The organism is Sedimenticola sp., from assembly GCF_050289425.1.
Lineage (GTDB): Bacteria > Pseudomonadota > Gammaproteobacteria > Chromatiales > Chromatiaceae > Sedimenticola.
Genome location: NZ_JBNKFS010000022.1, coordinates 16,661 through 34,024 on the forward strand (window position 1 = coordinate 16,661; position 17,364 = coordinate 34,024).

Consider the following 17,364-nt stretch of genomic DNA (forward strand, 5'->3'; position numbering starts at 1 on the left):
GAAAGGCTTTAATCAGCGCCTCCCTAAAGTTCTGCTGTAAAAAAGAGATCGGTAGTCATTGAAAAGGAGCGGTTTCACGTGCTTGCTTTTTGATTCCGCAAAAGTAACGTCCCTTATTTTTAAGTGCACCTTCACGGGGAATTTTCATTCCACAGGTAAAGCAGGAGACCAGGTTTTGTTCTGCCTGATGACGGGCTTCCATGGGTGACTTCCAAGCCAGTCCGAATTCTTGACGAAGTCGGACCAGTTTTTAGAATACGCGATGTGATGTCAACTTGTGGCGCCAATGTTCACGTTTTCGCAACAGTACAGTTTGCCCTATTTGGTTTCAGGTCGCCCGCGCCGGTGAATTTTGCCAATCCCCCTCAAACTACAGCGACGACTATGTTTTTTCAGGCGACCGAACAAACTGCTTTGGCGCAATCGTGATGAAATCCAAATCCTCATGAATTATTTGGGCAAGGGTGATCGTTACTGTGGCTTGTTGAGGGTCATTCGATAGGCGGCGTGGCAACCGACACAATTCTGCATCAACTCACTCAGTTGGCCCAGCGTGTGGTTGCCGTCTCCCAATTGCTCGGCATCCAGTGCCAGTTGATCAAATTTCTGATGGGTGTCCAGTCCCAGTTGCTTGAACTCCATGGGGAGTTTTCCCATCAGCGACAACGGCACGCCGCCTTGTGCCGCCATACCCGCTTTGCGGGCGGCAAGCGCGGCTTGCGGTAGATCGTCGTCGGCGATGCCTTGGGTGATGTTTTGCAGGGTGGCAACAAACGCCCGCATTTCGCTTAGTATCAGATCCCGTTCATTCTCGGTTAACTGTATGGCGACCCTTCCATCGGTCATCGGGGCGGTGTCGCCCTGAAATAGGAATTTGTAGCCGAACAGGGCGACGGCCAGGAACAGGGCGGTGAGTGAGCTCCAGCAGAGTTTGCACATATCTCTCTCCATTTGTGATTAATTAATCACAATTTAATTAAAAAAAATTATGTTGATTTAATCGCTCTGGCGACAAAGTCACCAAGTGATTCCGCTTCGGATACCAGATCGAAGTCAAAATCGAACACCGACCAGCGCATCAGCAGGCCCTGAATCAGCATCACCAGCTGACGTGCGGTGGTTTCCGGGTCAAGCATGTTGTCAAAACGGCCCGACTCCATGCCTTCCTGCAGGAGTTGGGCAACCCTGGATGTGAAGTTACGCATCACGCGCTGCACATTCTGTTTCAGTTCAGGGGATTCAAGATGCAGTCTGTCAGAGAAGAGTATCCTTGGTAATCCTTTGTTTTTACTTACATATTCAAGTTGAGTTTGGATCAGCTTACGGAGCCTCTCATCGGCAGGTCCCGCACCGCTGAAACAGGGCTCCAGGGTCTGCAACATATTGGCGCCCAGCCAGTTAATGGCGGCAAAAAAGATCTCGTCACGGGATCTGAAGTGACGAAAGATGGTCGACTGCGCGATGCCGACGCGATCCGCGATCGCCTGGGTGGTGACGGCGGCGACACCCTGTTCGGCGGCGACGGCCAAGGCGCTTTCGATAATTTCAGCCCTTCGGGTTTCGGTGGGTTTTCCCATAGCGGTATATTTGTGATTAAGTAATCGCAAATATACCGAGTAGGTTCGAGGGCGTCAATCCGTCATTGGGCCGTGCCGGGATCAGCGGGTCAGGCGTCGGTAGATATCTGAGACCTTCAACGGCAGGGATCGTACATCATCCACTACACTGTAGGCGGCAGGGCCGTAGAGGTGGGGCAGGTAGTCCCGTGCCGCCTCATCGATCGTGATGCAGTAGGGGTGGATACCGCCGCGTCGCGCCTCGATCAGGGCACGCCGGGTATCCTCGATACCGTATTGGCCGCGGTAACTGTCGTAGTCATCCGGTTTGCCGTCGGAGAGGGTGATCAGGAGGCGGGTCTTGGCCTCAGTGGTTTGCAACACCCGGGTGAGATGGCGAATGGCGAATCCCATGCGGGTATAATCCTGGGGCTCGATGCCGCTGATACGCGCCCGAATCAGTTCGCTGTAGGGCTCTTCAAAATGCTTGATATGAAACAGCTCGCAGCGCTTGCGGGTCATGCCGGAGAAGCCGTAGATGGCGTAGCGATCTCCCAGGCTCTCCAGCGCCTCGCAGAGCAGGAGCAGGGATTCCCGCTCGGCGTCATTGATCCAGCCTTTAGTGGAACCACTCATGTCCACCATGAAGATAACGGCGATGTTGCGCTCATTGCGCTGCATCTTGGTGAGCAGCCGATCAGTCATCTCAAACCCGAGGTGGGCGTCCGACAGGGCCTCCACCAGGGCATCGATATCCACGTCGTCGCCTTCGGGTTGGCGCTTCAACAGGCGGTTCTCATGGCGCATCGCCTCGAAGGTTTTGCGTAGCTGTTTGATCAAGCCGTGGTATTTCTCCAGGGTGCGTTCGCTGAAGTCATCGTAACGCGGGGTGATCTCTCGCTCCCGTACCGCGCACCACTGCTTGCGGTAGTGGCGACGTTGAAAGTCCCACTCGTCATAGAGGTACGCCCCCTCTTCGTGATAACTGCCACGCCACACATCCTCCGCATCGCGGGTCTGGTCGTGCAGCAGGGCCGGGTCGTACTCGCCCGGTCCGGCGGGCTGCAGGTAATCGTCCGGGATATCACCGAGATCGAGCAGGATAGAGCGCCGCAGGGCTTGTACCGAATCGGGGAGGGGGACCGGCATGTCATCCAGCAGGATTTCAACCTGTAGGCCTTCCGCAGCGGTTGGGTCTTGTTGTGGACGTTTACTGAACTGACGTTCGCCATGCTGCTCCGCAGGGTCATTGCGCGGCAACTCGTCGAGCAAGGTATTGAGCGCGACTTTGAAGCGGGCCCGCTCCTTTTCGATCCGCGTGATCATGCAGCCCTGAACGGCATCCAGCGCCAAGGTTACCGGATGGCTGGCGGGCGGATAGGGGGTGAGCCGGCCAAGCTGTTGCCGGGCCAGGCGGAGTACGTCTTCAGCCTCTGTTTCGGTTGCCGAGAGTGGTGCCAGGAACTGTCGCCACTCTGCCGGCAGTTCCGGTTCGTGAAGTGTTTGCCGGATCTGTTCCAGAGCCCGGTAGAGCCCCGGCAGAGCACGTTGCAGGCGGGCTTCCAGTCGCAGCATCTCCATGGCGTGATAGAGCTGAAGCAGTGCCGGTTCCGTTGAAGTCAGTGGCAACAGTGGGCGAAATGAGCCGAAGCGGATCTGCGCCCAGAGCAAGGCGCAGGTCACCTTGTAGTGGTGGAAGTTCTGCTCCGGTGTCGGCAGCAGGGAGAGCAGCGGTGGCAGGAACAGGGTTTCCGTATCGGTATAAATGGTCTCCGCTACGGCCAGTTTCAACGGACGTCCGGAAAGTCCCTGCAGAAAATGGCTCAGTACCCCCTCGTGCTCTTGCAGCAGTGCACCACGCAGTCGTGCCTGCTGTTGTTCGGCAAATTCCCGGTACTGTTCGATAATCAACAGGGCTGGTCGCAATCCCTCGGCATCGTAGCGGTCCATGCTGTGGAACAGCCACGCTTCAAAGTTGTCCGGCTCAATCAGTGCCTGGGCCTCGGCCCCTTTACAAGCGACCTGATAGCCCAGCTCCACATGGGTGCTGGCGATGCGCTCAATCCAGTTGATCAGCTGCGCTTGCTGTGGAGCCGGTAGTGCCGCGATAGCCTTGGCTGGGGCCGCCGTATCCCTGAAGGAGAATTCCACCTCCAGCAGCTCGTCGAGCCGACTCTGGACTTCAGGCAGCGAAAGTGGGGTGGTTGTGGACATCTCAGAACAGGGAAGAGGAGAGTTCGTTCACCGAGGCGAGCATCTCCGGGTCATCGGTGAGGGCCTGGGCGATCGCCCCCTGGCAGGCGGAGGCCGGATTGACGCCAGCGGTCATCAGTTTGGCCGCGTGTACCAGCAGCCGGGTGCTTGCCCCCTCTTCCAGACCACTACCCTTGAGATTGCGGGTCATGCCGGCAAACTTCACCAGACGGGCGGCCAGCTCCCGTTCCAGTCCCGATTCCCGTACCACGATTTCGGTCTCCAGTTCTGCACCGGGATAATCAAACTCCAGGGCGATAAAGCGCTGTCGGGTACTCTGTTTCAGATCCTTCAGCACGCTCTGGTAACCGGGATTGTAGGAGATGGCGATGGCAAACTCCGGGTCGGCTTCGATCAGGGTGCCCAACTTCTCGATGGGAAGGACGCGGCGGTCATCGGCCAGCGGATGAATCACCACCATGGTGTCCTTGCGTGCCTCGACAATCTCATCCAGATAACAGATGCCGCCAGCCTTGACCGCCTGGGTCAGGGGGCCATCTATCCAACTGGTTTCGCCGCCCTTGATCAGGTAGCGCCCCACCAGGTCAGAGGCGGTCAGGTCGTCGTGGCAGGAGACGGTGATCAGCGGTCGCTGCAGTCGCCACGCCATATACTCCATGAAGCGCGTCTTGCCGCAGCCGGTGGGACCCTTTAGCAGCAGCGGCAGTTGATTGCGGTAAGCGGCTTCAAACAGCTCGATCTCGTCGCTGGTCGGTTGGTAATAGGGTTCTTTCTCAATCCGGTACTCATCCAGTTTGAAGCTGCGCATCCTCGGGTTCTCCTGCCTTACTGCTCATTTTCCTAGTCTGCTGGGGAAGCAGGGGGATATCAACAATCGGAAAGTAGGGATTTTTTATGCCGGTATTACAGCATCGGCTTCAGACGGTCTGAAAGAGGTTATTGTATGGACTCAGCCTCTCTCTGAGGTGGTTGAAATGGCGGGAAGAACCTGAACCCGCTGTGACGGTGGGATATCACCGTTAATTCGGTTGTTCGGCAAGATAGCGGTCGCCGGTAAATGCCTTAAAGACCCGGGCGACATCGGGATGCTCAATCGGATCGTGGCGGCTGTCCGGTTCCAGGTTGCATTGCGCGACATAAGTTTCATAATCGGCACCATCCACCAATACCCGATACCAGGGTTCATCTTTGGGCGGGCGGCTTTTCGCCATCTGCTCGTACCAGTCGTCTGAAAGCATGAACTCGGCATCCACGTCGTAGATAACGCCGCGGTAACCAAACAACTTGTGGTGAACCAGTTGCCCCACGTTCCACTTTGCATATTTCATCTCAATCTCCCCGGCATGGTCGCCATGCGGATGCCATTGTATTACCTCTAAGACCCCGCCGGTGCGCATTCTGTTTCATCGATCGGTTATTTCTTTTTATTCGTACCGGCTTGAATACCGCCGCGGGTCAGTTGTACGGGGTCGAGCAGTCGCTCCAGCTCATCGCGGGTGAGCGTGGTCTGTTCCTCGGCCACATCCACCACCGGACGGCCCTCTCGATAGGCCTGTTTACAGATTTCGGCGGCCTTTTCATATCCGACAATCGGATTGAGGGCGGTCACCAGGATCGGGTTGAGGGCGAGGCGTTGCTGCAGTTGTTGTTCGTTTACTTTAAATCCGGCGATCGCCTTGTCGGCCAACAGCCAGGCCGCGTTCGCCAGCAGTTCGATGCTTTGCAGTAGATTGTAGGCGATCAAGGGCAGCATGGTGTTCAGTTGGAAGTTACCCGATTGGCCCGCCATGGCGATACAGGCGTCATTGCCGGTCACTTGGGCGGAGACCATCATCACCGCTTCCGGTATGACCGGATTGATTTTACCCGGCATGATGCTGGAACCCGGCTGCAGCGCGGTCAGTTCGATCTCTCCCAGACCGGCAATGGGGCCGCTGTTCATCCAGCGCAGGTCATTGGCGATCTTATGCAGGCTGATCGCGGTGACCCGTAGCTGTCCGGAGAGTTCGACGGCGCTGTCCTGACTGCTTAATCCCTCCATGGGTGAGGGCTTGACGGTGAACGGCAGGCCGCTGTCGCGGCTGAGTGCTTCAATCACCCGCTTGGCGAATGCCGGGTGGGCATTAATACCGGTGCCCACCGCGGTACCGCCCAGCGGCAGTTGCTGTATCCGCCGGCGAGATTCCTGGATGCGCTCGATGTTGTTGTCGATCTGTGTCGCCCAGGCGGTCAGCTCCTGGCTGAGCCGGATCGGCATGGCGTCCATCAGATGGGTACGGCCGGTCTTGCAGACGGTATCCAGCCCGGCGGCACGCTGCCTGATGTCGGCCGCCAGTTGTCCCAGGGCGGGCAGCAGTTGCTGTTCGAGGGCCAGGGCGGCGCTCACATGGATCATGCTGGGTATTACATCGTTGCTGCTTTGGGACATGTTGACGTGATCATTCGGATGTACTGCCACGCCCTGTTGTGCGGCCAGTGTGGCGATCACTTCATTGATATTCATGTTGCTGCTGGTGCCGGAGCCGGTTTGGAACACATCGACAGGAAACTGCGCCATGGGGACGGCTGCCAGTAAGTGATCGATGGCCGCGACGATGGCGTCAGCCTGTGTGTCTGAGAGCAGTTCCAGCTCCCGGTTGGTTTCGGCCGCGGCCCGCTTGATCAACAGGCCGGCCTGGATGAATCGCTCCGGCAGCGGAATGCCGCTGACCGGAAAGTTATCGATGGCGCGCTGGGTCTGGATACCGTACAGGGCATCTTGCGGGACTTCCCGCTCACCCATGCTGTCCCGTTCGATCCGAAACGGTTTTTCGATCATCTGGTATTACCTCACTGACTCGTGGGCTCTGTAGTTAAAGTATGTACCGAAACGAAAAAAATGCTGAAAGGGTGGGGATACGATGGGTAGGCGCGGTGTTTCACGGGCGAGCGGTGGCGACGACGGTCGGTGGTTGCGCCTGAAATTATCCATAGACTTCATCAGGTTTCTTTTACATTCGCCACGGAGTCGTTATTCTCTCTTGCAAAACAAACCGTCAATAGGTGAGACAGATGAACGTGGAACAGTTTCAGCAGTTACTAAAACCCATTATCGATCTGGCGGCCGGCATGCCGGTGGATCAAGGGCTCGAGGCCGCATTGGAGGCCAGATTTCCGCCTGGGAGCGAGCAGTTTGATGCTATTGATCGGGCTTGCCACGAAGCCATTGCCGCCGGCTGGATGTGTGCGCAGGGTGCGGAAGGACGACGCTTCGGCCGAGTGATCGAACCCTCTGACGAGACCGGACGGCTGAGCGTCGATGTGGTTGACCTGATCGATATAGCCGGCCCGCATCACCGTCATCCACTGGGTGAGATCTGTATGGTGCTGCCGGTTACAGAGGGGGCACTTTTCGACGGCAAGCCACGCGGCTGGTGCGTCTATGAGCCGGGCTCACAACACCGACCCACCGTGACCCATGGGCAGGCACTGGTGTTGTATCTGCTGCCCGAAGGTCGGATCGAGTTTACCCGTAGTTAATCTGTGACAGGTGACAGGGGGGCACCATGCACCCCTTGTCACGTGCTCTCACTGGGGATGTCGTAGAGCGGGTAGAGGAGTTCCTCTTCGGTCTCGATGCGGTTCACCAGGGCGTTGCCGATCTGTTCCAGTTCGCCGATGAATTGGCTCTCCATTTCCTCTTCCCAAGGCCAGATATCGTAGCGCTCGATAAATTGATTGACCGCCTTTCCGATATGGCGCATTTCGCGGCGCATGTCACGGGCCCGTTTACAGGGTTCGCCTTCCGGATCCAGGCTATGGGTCAGGTAGACATAGAGTTTTACGTTTTCCAGCAGGATGTGTTGGTGGAACAGTGTTTTAAATCGATTCAGCTCCGCCTGCACGGCTTTGAAATTTTGCTCAATGGCGTTTTTCTCAATCTGCTTGTAATGGGCCAGCAGGGTTTGGTGATCCTCCTCCAGCGTTTCGATGAGATCGGTATCGTAGGCGATGCTGGTGTTGGGCGCGGTTAGTGTGGAAGCGGTTTCCGATGGTGGGCGGTTTTTTCTGAAAAAACTGAACATACTCTCTTCCTGCTGCCGTGGCTGAGGTTCCCGAACGGCCAGTCGTTCGCGATATAAATTCTCTTGAGTGTATACCATGAGATGGGCTGTCGGGGACGGCCAATAATAAAATTACAACATGGCGGTGAATTATGTGAACAGTACCCGTTTCTCCTTTGTGTGCAACGGTTTCAAGGTAACGGATAGGTCGGGCACATATACGGAGATCGGCACTCGGCAATGCGTTGTGCTCCGGTCGACCGGATGTGCCTGAATGGGGAGGATGGTTAGTCAGAAATAATGCAGTTGGTGCGCTATCTTAGCTGAATTACTGGAATCGATTTATAAGATGCATATAATATGTTGATTATAAACCGAGTGCATGCTATACAAAGAGGCATTGAGAATATTAATCGTTGTTAGCGGCTTCACCCTGATCCGCTAACGGATCGGCGTGAAGTGGAAGGAGTTTTGTTATGGTCAGTCCCAGACATCCGGTGATACTCAAGCAGAAAAAGGCGTTGGCGCCCAATACGCTTGAGCTGACCTACGTGCGTGAAGATGAAGCGGTTATCAGTTATCTGCCGGGACAGTTTTTTTCTCTCGACTTTCCCCACCAGGGTGAAGAGAAGACGCGCAGTTACAGCGCCGCGGGACGGGTCCCGGATCTGAAGAATAATCGAGAGTTCCGTTTTGCCATCACCGCCGTGCCCAACGGCGCCGCCTCCGACTATTTTTTCAACGCGACACCCGGTGACCGGGCGAAAATGAGCGGGCCTTTCGGTGCCCTGATTTTACCGCCGGTGGATCCGCATCGTTATCTGTTGATCGGAACCGGCACCGGTGTGGCGCCTTATCGGGCGATGTTGCCGGAGATTGAGCGTCGTCTGCGGGCCAATACGGCGCTACGTGTTGAACTGGTGATGGGCGTACGTAATCCGCAAGAATTGATCTATGGCGAAGAGTTTGTGGAGGCGGCGACCCGCTACATGGGATTTCGCTTCCATGCCTGCTACAGCCGCCAGATGCCGGCTACGCCACAAGCTCATGAACAGGCCGGCCGGGTGCAGGTGCTGTTCGAGACGCTGGAGCCTAACCCGGAACAGGATATGGTCTACATCTGCGGCAATCCGGATATGGTGGAAGAGGCGGGTTCCTGGTTCCTGGCACGCGATTTTTCGCCCAGGCGTGTCAAACGCGAAAAGTATAAATTTTCCACGCTTTGATTCCGCTCCGTCTTCGTTCATTCCCGTGCTTATCGTTCGTCGCGGGGTTTTTTTTCGCGCAATAGCTTGATCTGGTACAGCACATTGCGCTCCTCTTCCTCCAATACCGATTGGATATAGCGGATCGTGTCCCGATAGCGCGGGATGATGTTGTACTTCAGTGCATTGACCCGCTTTTGCGCCTTGCGCTGTTCCGCCATCAGTCGACTCAGGGCCATTTCCGATTCGCCCAGACGGGTCAGCAGCAGTGTGGCGTCGGTGAGTTCCTTGCGTGTTTCGTCAAAACTGGCGTCGGTGCCGAGCAGACCCACCGGCTCCATCGGCAGTTTTTTGGCTGAGATGGCGGGATACTCCACCCCCATGCTGCGCTTGGGGATGATGTTGATCCGCAGGCTCGGGGCGATCCCCAGGCCGGCTTGTTGCAACGCCCGGCTGCCCATGCGTAAGTGGGCCATGCCGAGCCAATGAAAAGCGGATTGGAGGGCGGCATGGGTCTCCCGGCGTAACTGCTGATATTCGCCCACCCGTTCGTAAACCAGCCGCGTGAGCAGCTCCCGCTTCCTTTCCAGCAGGGCGTGCCCATCCTCCAGGAAGCGCACCTGCTTTTTCAGATCAAGCAGGGTGCTTTTGGTAGGCGGGACCTTGATCAACGGGTGTCGGCTCATCGCGCGTGCTCTGTTTCCGCCTATTTGTCGGACCGGTGATACTTCGCCAGGTCCGTTTCGCTGACCCGGGTAAGCATTTCGTTGGGGAACATGCTGAGCAGTTCCCAGGCGAGATTGAGGGTCTCGATGATTGAACGTTCTTCGTCTTCCCCCTGACCGATAAACTGGTTGTCGAAGGCTTCGGCAAAGCTCAGATAACGACGATCGCGTTCAGACAGCTCTTCGGCACCGATGATGGCGGCCAGATTACGCGTTTCCAACGCCTTGGCATACAGGGCATAGAGTTGGTTGGCCACCCGTGGATGGTCTTCCCGGGTATCATCTTTCCCAATGCCATCCTTCATCAGGCGCGACAGGGAGGGGGAGATGGTGACGGGCGGATAGACCCCCTGATTATGCAGGTCCCGACTGAGTACGATCTGGCCTTCGGTGATGTAACCGGTCAGGTCGGGAATCGGGTGCGTGATATCGTCGGAAGGCATGGTGACCACCGGTACCAGGGTGACGGAGCCGTGGCGGTCCTTGATGCGGCCTGAACGCTCGTAAATCTCGGCGAGATCGGAATAGAGATAACCGGGGTAGCCTTTGCGCGCGGGCACATCCCCCTTGGCGGTCGCCACTTCCCGCAGTGCTTCGGCATAGTTGGTCATGTCGGTCAGCACCACCATGACATGCCGGTCTAGATCGAATGCCAGGTATTCTGCCGCCGTCAGGGCGACCCGAGGCAGGGCCAGGCGCTCCACCGGTGGATCGTCCGCCAGGTTGATGTACATCACCACGTTGCCCAGGACGCCCGAGTCGGCAAACTCTTCCTGAAAGAAGCGGGCATCGGCATAAGAGACGCCCATGGCCGCAAACACTACGGAAAAACTGCTCTCTTCATCTACCAGTTTGGCCTGCCTGACAATCTGTGCGGCCAGTCGGTTGTGGGGTAGGCCGGAAGCGGAGAAGATCGGCAGCTTCTGGCCGCGTACCAGCGAATTGAGTCCGTCGATGGATGAGATGCCGGTCTGGATAAATTCACGCGGATAGGTGCGGGCCGCCGGGTTGATCGCGGAACCGTTCACGTTGCGACGGATATCGGAAAGGATGGGGGGACGCTGGTCCTTGGGATTGCCGATACCGTCGAATATCCGTCCGAGGATCTCCGGTGACAAGTTGATCTCCAGAGGCTGGTCCAGAAAGCGCACCCAGGTGTTTTCCAGGTCCAGGTCGCCGGTGCCTTCAAATACCTGTATCAGCGCCTCTTGCTCACTGGTGCGGATCACCTGTCCATGCCGCTGATGATTGCGATGATCGCGGATCAACACCTGATCGCCGAATGCCACACTGGGCGCCTGTTGCACCACCAGCAGACTGCCCTGGGCGGAGGAGATGGTGCGATACTCTTTGGCGCTCATTGTGCGTGCTCCTTGAACTTGGCGTACTCTAGGCGGATCTGGCTAAAAGCGTGTTTGAACTCTTCCATCAGGGCGCGAATCTGCCCTGTCTGTTCACTGCTGAAGGTCTGTTTGGCGCGTCGTGCTTTGGCCATCAGCGGTAAGTCGGTCAACTCCTGGACGGAGATGCCCAGCTCGATCAACTCGACCCCCCGGTCATAGATCATCAGTACCATATCCAGCAGCAGGAACTGTTTTTCCGGTGAAGCGAAGGTGTCCACCGGGTCCAGCGCACTCTGTTGCAACACTCCCTCCTTGATCAGGGAAGCGCCCACCAGCTCCCAGCGTTGGGCGGAGGAGAGTGCCTCCGGTCCCACCAGGTTGACGATGCGCGACAGTTCGGCGTCGCGCGCCAACAGTCCCAGCGCCTGTTGACGCCGGCGCTCCCAGTCGGGACTGATCTGCTTGTGCCACCACTGGGCGGCTGTGGACACATGCTCCGAGAAGCTGCCGACCCAGTCGATTGCCGGATAGTGCCGGGCATCTGCCAGCTCCTTGGAGAGTGCCCAGAAGGTCTGGATGATCTCTTTGGTGTGGGCGGTCACTGGTTCCGAAAAGTCACCGCCGGGAGGTGAGACCGCACCGATCAGGGTGACTGAGCCCTTGCCGCAGCCGCGGGTTTCGACCCGACCGGCCCGTTCATAAAAAGCGGCCAGTCGGGAGGCGAGGTAAGCCGGGTAGCCCTCTTCCACCGGCATCTGGTCGAGCCGACCGGAGACTTCGCGCAGGGCTTCCGCCCAACGGCTGGTGGAATCGGCCAGCATCACCACGTCATAGCCCTGGTCACGGTAATATTCAGCCATGGTGATGCCGACATAGATCGAGGCTTCGCGCGCCACGACCGGCATATTGGAGGTGTTGGCTACCAGCAGGGTACGCTCCATCAGCTTATGTCCGGAGTAGGGGTCCTGCAGTTGAGGGAAGGTCTTCAGTACATCCACCAGCTCATTGCCGCGTTCGCCGCAGCCGACATAGATGACGATATCGGCATCGGCCCAACGGGCGATCTGTTGCTGAAGCACTGTTTTACCGGCGCCAAAGGGTCCGGGAATGGCCCCCTTGCCCCCTTTCAGCAGCGGAAAAAAGGTGTCGAGAATACGCTGACCGGTCACCAGCGGCATCAATCCGTGGTCACGTCGCAGATAGGGGCGGGGGGTGCGTACCGGCCAGTGTTGATAGAGCATCAATTTGCGGGTTCGGCCATCATCCAGCTTCAGCCGGCCGATGGGGTCATCCAGCCGGTAGTCGCCTTCCGGTGCCAGTTCCAGCAACTCGCCCGCCCAGTGGGGCGGTACCAGAATGCGGTGTTGAATAATGGCGCTCTCCTGGACCCGGCCGATGAGTTGGCCGGGCGACAGGCGGGCGCTGGCCTGGATCTCCGGCTCCGGGGTGAAGTGCCAGTGGCGATCCCGGTCCAGGGCCGGCAGTTGAATGCCTCGGCCGATATGGTCACCCGATGCCAGGAGTACCTTGTCCAGTGGTCGTTGTACACCGTCGAAGATGCTGCCGAGCAGACCCGGTCCCAATTCGACCGAGAGGGGCTTGCCCAGGCTGACCACCGGTTCGCCGGGACAGACCCCTTCGGTAGATTCGTAACACTGTACCACGGCCGTTTCGCCTTTGAGCGCGATCACTTCTCCGTATAGCCCCAGCTTGCCGATCTTTACCTGCTCACCGTTGCATATGCCGGGAATACGGATGCGCAGGATCGGGCCATTGACTTCGTGGATGACACCCTGTTTGTCTCGGTCGCTCATCGTATACTGCTCAAGTTGTCGTGAAGGGTGGCGGCGGGAAACAGGCGCTCCAGTATGACTTGGTGCAAGCGGTCGGTGAGCCGCTCCTCCCGCCCTTCGAAACTGTTGTCGAAGCGAATCAACCCATCTTCGCTGCTGAGGATTATCCCACCGATGCGATGGATGGGGTTCGGGTCGAGAGTGATCTGTTTATCGGTTGCAGTGGCTTGGACGAATGTCTCCCATTTGCTCCGTACCCGCTGCAGGTCCCGCGCGTTAAAATGGGCAACCAACTGTTGGCGCTCCAGCGCCTGGGCGGCATGGGTCATGAGTGATTGCAGCAAGGGCAGGTAGCGTTTCTCGTCTTCGACCAGCTCAAGGATCTGCTCACGCAACTGTTGTTTAACCGTCAACACCAGGTTCCAGCGCAGATGATCCATCTCTTTCTGCAGTTTTAGCTCGTTTGCCTGGACTTGGCGGCGGAAGGTTCTCTCGGCTTTGGATTTGGCCAACAGCACTTCGCGCTCTTCCCGCAGGTGGAGCCGTTTATGCGCCTCCTGAAGAATATTGTCGCGGCTGTGGCCGGCACGTTCGCGATACTCCACGGCCAGGCGATTTGCCCGTTGCAGTATGGCTGATTCAAGTTCCTGTACCTGTTCCATGTCTACTCCTGAGAGAGCGATAGCTCAGCGCCGAGCAACAGCTGCAAGCGATCATCTATCTCACAGTGGAAGTTATCCGGCTCGGCCAGCGATGGGATCTGGGTGACGATAATGTACCCCCCTTCGGTGCGTACCTGTTTCAACAGGGCGGATTGGCACTGGGCCAGCGCCGGGCCCAGGATGATGAAGGCCTTTTCCCGCCTTTTGAGCAACTGCTCCAGCTGTTGATCCAGAACGGCCGGCGTGGGATCGGCCCAGGTCTTGAAGCCGATCAGTTTGAAGCCGTCGGTCAAGGCGGCCTCGCCCATGAAGAGCATACGCGTCGGTGTGATCTGTTCATCAAGACTGTTCATGGATAGGCCCTACAGCTTGTCGAGCAAGAGGATACTCATCACCAACCCGTAGATGGCGATACCCTCCGCCAGACCCAGGTAGATCAGGGTACGGCCAAAGATTTCCGGTTTTTCAGCCAGTACCGCCAATGAGGCGGCCCCGATCGGACCTACGGCTATGCCGGCGGCTACGGTGCTGAAAGCGGTGGGAATACCGACACCGATAATGCCGAGCCCCATGCCGAGGGAGATCTCGTTGGCGCCCTCCGCCAACGCCGGGGCGGCGGCTACCTCCTGGATACCAAAGAACACCAGCAGTGCCTGGGCGCCGACAAACAGCAACAGGTTGCCGCCGATGGCCGGTTTGAACCAGCGTCTGCCGCCGATGCCCTTACTCGGGTGCAGTTCGATAAGCACCCCGGTGATGATGAGACCGAGGATGCCCAGGGTCATCAGTGTGATCAGCCAATACATGTCCTACTCCTTTGCTCAGCAACATAAATAAGGTTGTGGTCTATCGGGTTGACGGTGCGACGACAGTCCAGGTATAGCGGATTCATTTCGCCCTCCCCACAGCTAGGGTAAGCGGCTTGAACTCTTCTCCATCACCGGAATAGAAACGGGAGAAGCCTTCGTAATACTCCAGTCGTAATGCCTGTATGGTGACGATGGCTCCCTCCAGGATCAGGATGAACAGATTGCCGGCGACTACCATCAACCAGTGCCCGGTTCCACCCAGCATATCCGCCAGGGTGAAGACGGCGATGGCCAGGGCAACATGGTTCAGGCTGAAGGCCGCGACGCGCAGGAAGGAGAGCGTATTGGAGATATATCCGGTCAGGGTTTCGAAGGTCTCGATGGTGGCGACCAACATCCGTTCGCCCGGCGCGGCATGGGTCTCGATCAGTTTGAAGGCAAACAGTAGCACCAGCATGAGGATACTGATCGCCGCCGGCAACAGGCCGAAATGGCCGGTCTGATAAAGGCGATAAAGCCCGGCCAGCACACTCAGGTAGAGGCTGATACTGACGACGCCATTGGTATCAAACAGGGCATGGGTGACCTCACCGGAAACCAAGCGGTTATGGATATACAGCAGGCTGATGATCACCATGAATCCGATACCCCAGTAGAGGGCCATGCTGAGCATGTACAACGGGTCCGACAAAGGCGCTATCCAGATGGCGTGGAACAGGTGCTCGTAACCGAACAGGCTGCCATAAAGCAAGCCAAACAGGCTGGCCGAAAGGCCGGCGCAGACCGCGAATGGGGTAAAACTTTTAAGTCTCTTTCGACCCAGCCAAGCGGTCGTGATAATCACCGCACCGTGGCCGACATCGCCAAACATCATGCCAAACATGGCGATGAAGGAGAGGGCGAAAATGAGGGTCGGGTTGATTTCGCCATATCGTGGTACACCATACTGTTTGACCAGCGTGGAGAAGGCGCGGGTGAGCCAGTTTACCGGCAGATAGGTGGGTACCTCGTGGTGATGTGATCGGGACGGGGTGTGGGCGGTGATGTGGAAGGGATTGTCCAGACTCTTCGTTAAAGCCGTCGCCACGCGTGGCAGTTCGCGTTCAGGGATCCAGCCGGTGATGATCCCGAGATTGCCACGGTTGCGTGCAGCGTCCTCCAGGGCGACATAGGGTTTGGCCATGATCAACAACTGCCGTGCCTGCTCCAGTTGTGTGCGCAACTCGTCGCCGCACGCCTGCATAGCGAGTAGGCGCTCCGTTTTTTCTTCCGCCAGTTCCCGGCGGCGCTGTAGCAGATCGGCACTCACCTTTTGAGGTTGATTGTCCAGCTCAGGGGGGATCTCAAGGGCGTGGAAACCGGCGGTATCCAGCACCGATAGCAGTTCCTGTTCGCGTTCACCCTTGGGTCCCAAAATGATGACGTGGGTATGGTTGCTGTTCTCCATGTAACTGAATAGCAGGTAGTCCGCCAGCGTGATCGCTTCACGCAGCTTGGGTACATTGACGCTGGGCAACATACCGATATGCAGGTCCAGGAACAGCCGGTCACCGTGTAACAGCGACAGATCGATGTTCAGCGAGGTAAAGTTTTCCAGCGTCTGTTCCAGTTGATTGAGGGTCTGCTCTTCATCGGTCAGGCGGCGGAAATGCTCTTCGAACGAAGAGCAGCGCTCCCACACTTCACCCAGCCAATCGTTGCTGGTAGCCAGCTCCGCTTCGCTGACGACCCAGGTGGGTATAACGGGTAATACAGGGGCGAGCCGGATATGGGTCTCGATCTTTTGTAGCCGGCTGCATGCCTGATGATACAGTTCCCGGTAGTGGGAGCCGGGCACATCGGGAAACGGTTCGGTGAACGCCTCCTGGCTACTGGGACTGAAAACACCCAGTTCCGCCAAGGTGAGGGCGGCCCTCGGCAGATCGTCGGCCAGCAGTTGAATGACCACCTGTTTCATCGGGAGCGGTTTAAACACCGGCCACCTCCCTGAAAATATCGGCCGCCTGATGGATCACGGTCTCATTTAAGTTGAGAATCCTCCCCTGCAGTATGGCGAAGACCCTTCTCAGGTCCGCTTCCCTCAGCATCATGTAGGCCAGCGACCGGGTAATGGCGGAGGGGCTGAACTGCAGGCATTTTCGTGCCTGCTTGAGTAGGCTGTCCGTCATCGCTTGCTCAACCGCCATTATGTGCGGTAGACCGGTGAGCCGTTCAGCCAGTGGCGCTGGCAGCGCCTCCAGTATGTGTGGCAGCTCTTGCATGTTGACCAGTTGCTTCAGCAGATCGGCGTGGATGTGCCGCCCCGAGGGGATCATCAGGTAATAGGTTTCGGTAGGGGAGAGCTGGTAATTGAGTCGATAGCGCAGCAGCCATGGGAGGTTTTGCCGGTCTATCAAGGTGCCGATCAATTTGAGCAGCGGTGCCTGGTCTTCGCCTGGGCAGCTCCGGGCATGCTTGAGCAATCCCGTGTAGTAGCGGTGGTCGATAGTCGCATCGAGCGAGAAGGATTCATTTTTCTCTTCGTAGACCCGGCGTGCTTGCCGGGCGATGGCTTCGTAGGGGGTCTGCTCCAGTTGGCGTAGCAGCTCCGGTACATTCTCGGTGCGTAGCAGGGTTTCGTGCGGCAGGCTGATCAGTGAGGGCAGACTATGCAGGCTTTCACGTATCTGGTCATAGGGGAGATTATTCAGCTTGCCACGGATCAGCGCCTTCAAATTAAACAGTTCAAATTTACGTGCCCAGTAAATCAGCGTCTCCCGGGGCGAACCGTCGAGCGGTCGCAGCAGGATCGACAACTCATTCATCAGGCTGTGGATCAAACCCCGTTCGATGTGGCGGTTAAGGTCGGTGGCATTCAAGCCACGATCACCGATGCCCGTTAAGCCAAACTGGCTCTCCAATTGATGAAGCGGAGCATGCAGCAGGGCGGTGAAGGTCTCTTCTGCTAACAGTTGTCCAGACATCACCGCGGTGCGGGTCTTGAGATAGGTTTGTCCGGCAATAGGGATCATCGC

18 protein-coding genes are annotated in these 17,364 nt (G+C 57.5%); 2 read left to right on the forward strand and 16 right to left on the reverse strand.

Translation table 11 applies throughout. The annotated features are described in order from the left end of the window. Nucleotides 1-55 precede the first annotated feature (55 nt). The 7 genes from ACQY5R_RS14455 to ACQY5R_RS14485 all read right to left on the reverse strand — a co-directional run bounded on the left by ACQY5R_RS14455 (nt 56) and on the right by ACQY5R_RS14485 (nt 6,588). Nucleotides 56-202 carry a hypothetical protein gene (locus tag ACQY5R_RS14455; RefSeq protein ID WP_428609644.1) on the reverse strand — a complete coding sequence of 49 codons (147 nt, stop codon included), beginning with the start codon at nt 200-202 and terminating at the stop codon, nt 56-58. A 269-nt stretch (nt 203-471) separates the two neighbouring features. After that, entirely contained in the window at nt 472-939 is a 468-nt protein-coding gene (locus ACQY5R_RS14460; protein WP_428609645.1) for a hypothetical protein, read from the reverse strand. 47 nt (nt 940-986) lie between these two features. Continuing rightward, nucleotides 987-1,577 carry a TetR/AcrR family transcriptional regulator gene (locus ACQY5R_RS14465; protein ID WP_428609647.1) on the reverse strand — a complete coding sequence of 197 codons (591 nt, stop codon included), beginning with the start codon at nt 1,575-1,577 and terminating at the stop codon, nt 987-989. 81 nt (nt 1,578-1,658) lie between these two features. Next, on the reverse strand, nt 1,659-3,770 hold the full coding sequence (locus ACQY5R_RS14470) for a nitric oxide reductase activation protein NorD (protein ID WP_428609648.1): 2,112 nt from the start codon (nt 3,768-3,770) through the stop codon (nt 1,659-1,661). A 1-nt stretch (nt 3,771) separates the two neighbouring features. After that, the gene (locus ACQY5R_RS14475; protein WP_428609650.1) at nt 3,772-4,578 is read right to left on the reverse strand and encodes a CbbQ/NirQ/NorQ/GpvN family protein; all 807 of its coding nucleotides are present in this window, start codon (nt 4,576-4,578) and stop codon (nt 3,772-3,774) included. Nucleotides 4,579-4,789: 211 nt separating this feature from the next. Next, nucleotides 4,790-5,098, reverse strand: coding sequence for a heat shock protein HspQ (hspQ, locus tag ACQY5R_RS14480; protein ID WP_428609652.1), 309 nt, complete (start codon nt 5,096-5,098; stop codon nt 4,790-4,792). Between the two features lie 86 nt (nt 5,099-5,184). Next, nucleotides 5,185-6,588: a class II fumarate hydratase gene (locus ACQY5R_RS14485; RefSeq protein WP_428609653.1), complete on the reverse strand. Its 1,404-nt coding sequence runs from the start codon at nt 6,586-6,588 to the stop codon at nt 5,185-5,187. A 233-nt stretch (nt 6,589-6,821) separates the two neighbouring features. Here ACQY5R_RS14485 and ACQY5R_RS14490 point away from each other — a divergent pair, with 233 nt between their 5' ends. Next, nucleotides 6,822-7,289 (forward strand): DUF4863 family protein, encoded by a 468-nt coding sequence (locus tag ACQY5R_RS14490; RefSeq protein WP_428609655.1) that lies wholly within the window; start codon nt 6,822-6,824, stop codon nt 7,287-7,289. A gap of 38 nt (nt 7,290-7,327) precedes the next feature. On the opposite strand, the gene ACQY5R_RS14495 is transcribed toward ACQY5R_RS14490, so the two are convergent. Then, nucleotides 7,328-7,834, reverse strand: coding sequence for a hemerythrin domain-containing protein (locus tag ACQY5R_RS14495; RefSeq protein WP_428609657.1), 507 nt, complete (start codon nt 7,832-7,834; stop codon nt 7,328-7,330). Nucleotides 7,835-8,289: 455 nt separating this feature from the next. Here ACQY5R_RS14495 and ACQY5R_RS14500 point away from each other — a divergent pair, with 455 nt between their 5' ends. Then, nucleotides 8,290-9,039, forward strand: a complete 750-nt coding sequence (locus tag ACQY5R_RS14500; RefSeq protein WP_428609659.1) for a ferredoxin--NADP reductase — start codon at nt 8,290-8,292, stop codon at nt 9,037-9,039. Nucleotides 9,040-9,068: 29 nt separating this feature from the next. Here ACQY5R_RS14500 and ACQY5R_RS14505 read toward each other — a convergent pair whose 3' ends face one another. The 8 genes from ACQY5R_RS14505 to ACQY5R_RS14540 form a co-directional block, all read right to left on the reverse strand. Then, a complete protein-coding gene (locus tag ACQY5R_RS14505; protein WP_428609661.1) occupies nt 9,069-9,704 on the reverse strand; it encodes a V-type ATP synthase subunit D in 636 nt (211 codons plus the stop codon). 20 nt (nt 9,705-9,724) lie between these two features. After that, a complete protein-coding gene (locus ACQY5R_RS14510) occupies nt 9,725-11,104 on the reverse strand; it encodes a V-type ATP synthase subunit B (protein ID WP_428609663.1) in 1,380 nt (459 codons plus the stop codon). Then, nucleotides 11,101-12,900, reverse strand: a complete 1,800-nt coding sequence (locus ACQY5R_RS14515) for a V-type ATP synthase subunit A (RefSeq protein ID WP_428609665.1) — start codon at nt 12,898-12,900, stop codon at nt 11,101-11,103. The genes ACQY5R_RS14510 and ACQY5R_RS14515 overlap by 4 nt, the downstream gene beginning before the upstream one ends. Then, nucleotides 12,897-13,541, reverse strand: coding sequence for a V-type ATP synthase subunit E (locus ACQY5R_RS14520; protein ID WP_428609667.1), 645 nt, complete (start codon nt 13,539-13,541; stop codon nt 12,897-12,899). Before ACQY5R_RS14520 ends, ACQY5R_RS14515 begins: the two co-directional genes overlap by 4 nt. A 2-nt stretch (nt 13,542-13,543) precedes the next feature. Next, on the reverse strand, nt 13,544-13,894 hold the full coding sequence (locus ACQY5R_RS14525) for a V-type ATP synthase subunit F (RefSeq protein WP_428609668.1): 351 nt from the start codon (nt 13,892-13,894) through the stop codon (nt 13,544-13,546). 9 nt (nt 13,895-13,903) lie between these two features. Further along, nucleotides 13,904-14,347, reverse strand: coding sequence for an ATP synthase subunit C (locus ACQY5R_RS14530; RefSeq protein WP_428609669.1), 444 nt, complete (start codon nt 14,345-14,347; stop codon nt 13,904-13,906). Nucleotides 14,348-14,429: 82 nt separating this feature from the next. Continuing rightward, nucleotides 14,430-16,325: a V-type ATP synthase subunit I gene (locus ACQY5R_RS14535; protein WP_428609670.1), complete on the reverse strand. Its 1,896-nt coding sequence runs from the start codon at nt 16,323-16,325 to the stop codon at nt 14,430-14,432. Next, nucleotides 16,318-17,361 carry a V-type ATPase subunit gene (locus ACQY5R_RS14540; RefSeq protein WP_428609671.1) on the reverse strand — a complete coding sequence of 348 codons (1,044 nt, stop codon included), beginning with the start codon at nt 17,359-17,361 and terminating at the stop codon, nt 16,318-16,320. Before ACQY5R_RS14540 ends, ACQY5R_RS14535 begins: the two co-directional genes overlap by 8 nt. Nucleotides 17,362-17,364 lie beyond the last annotated feature (3 nt).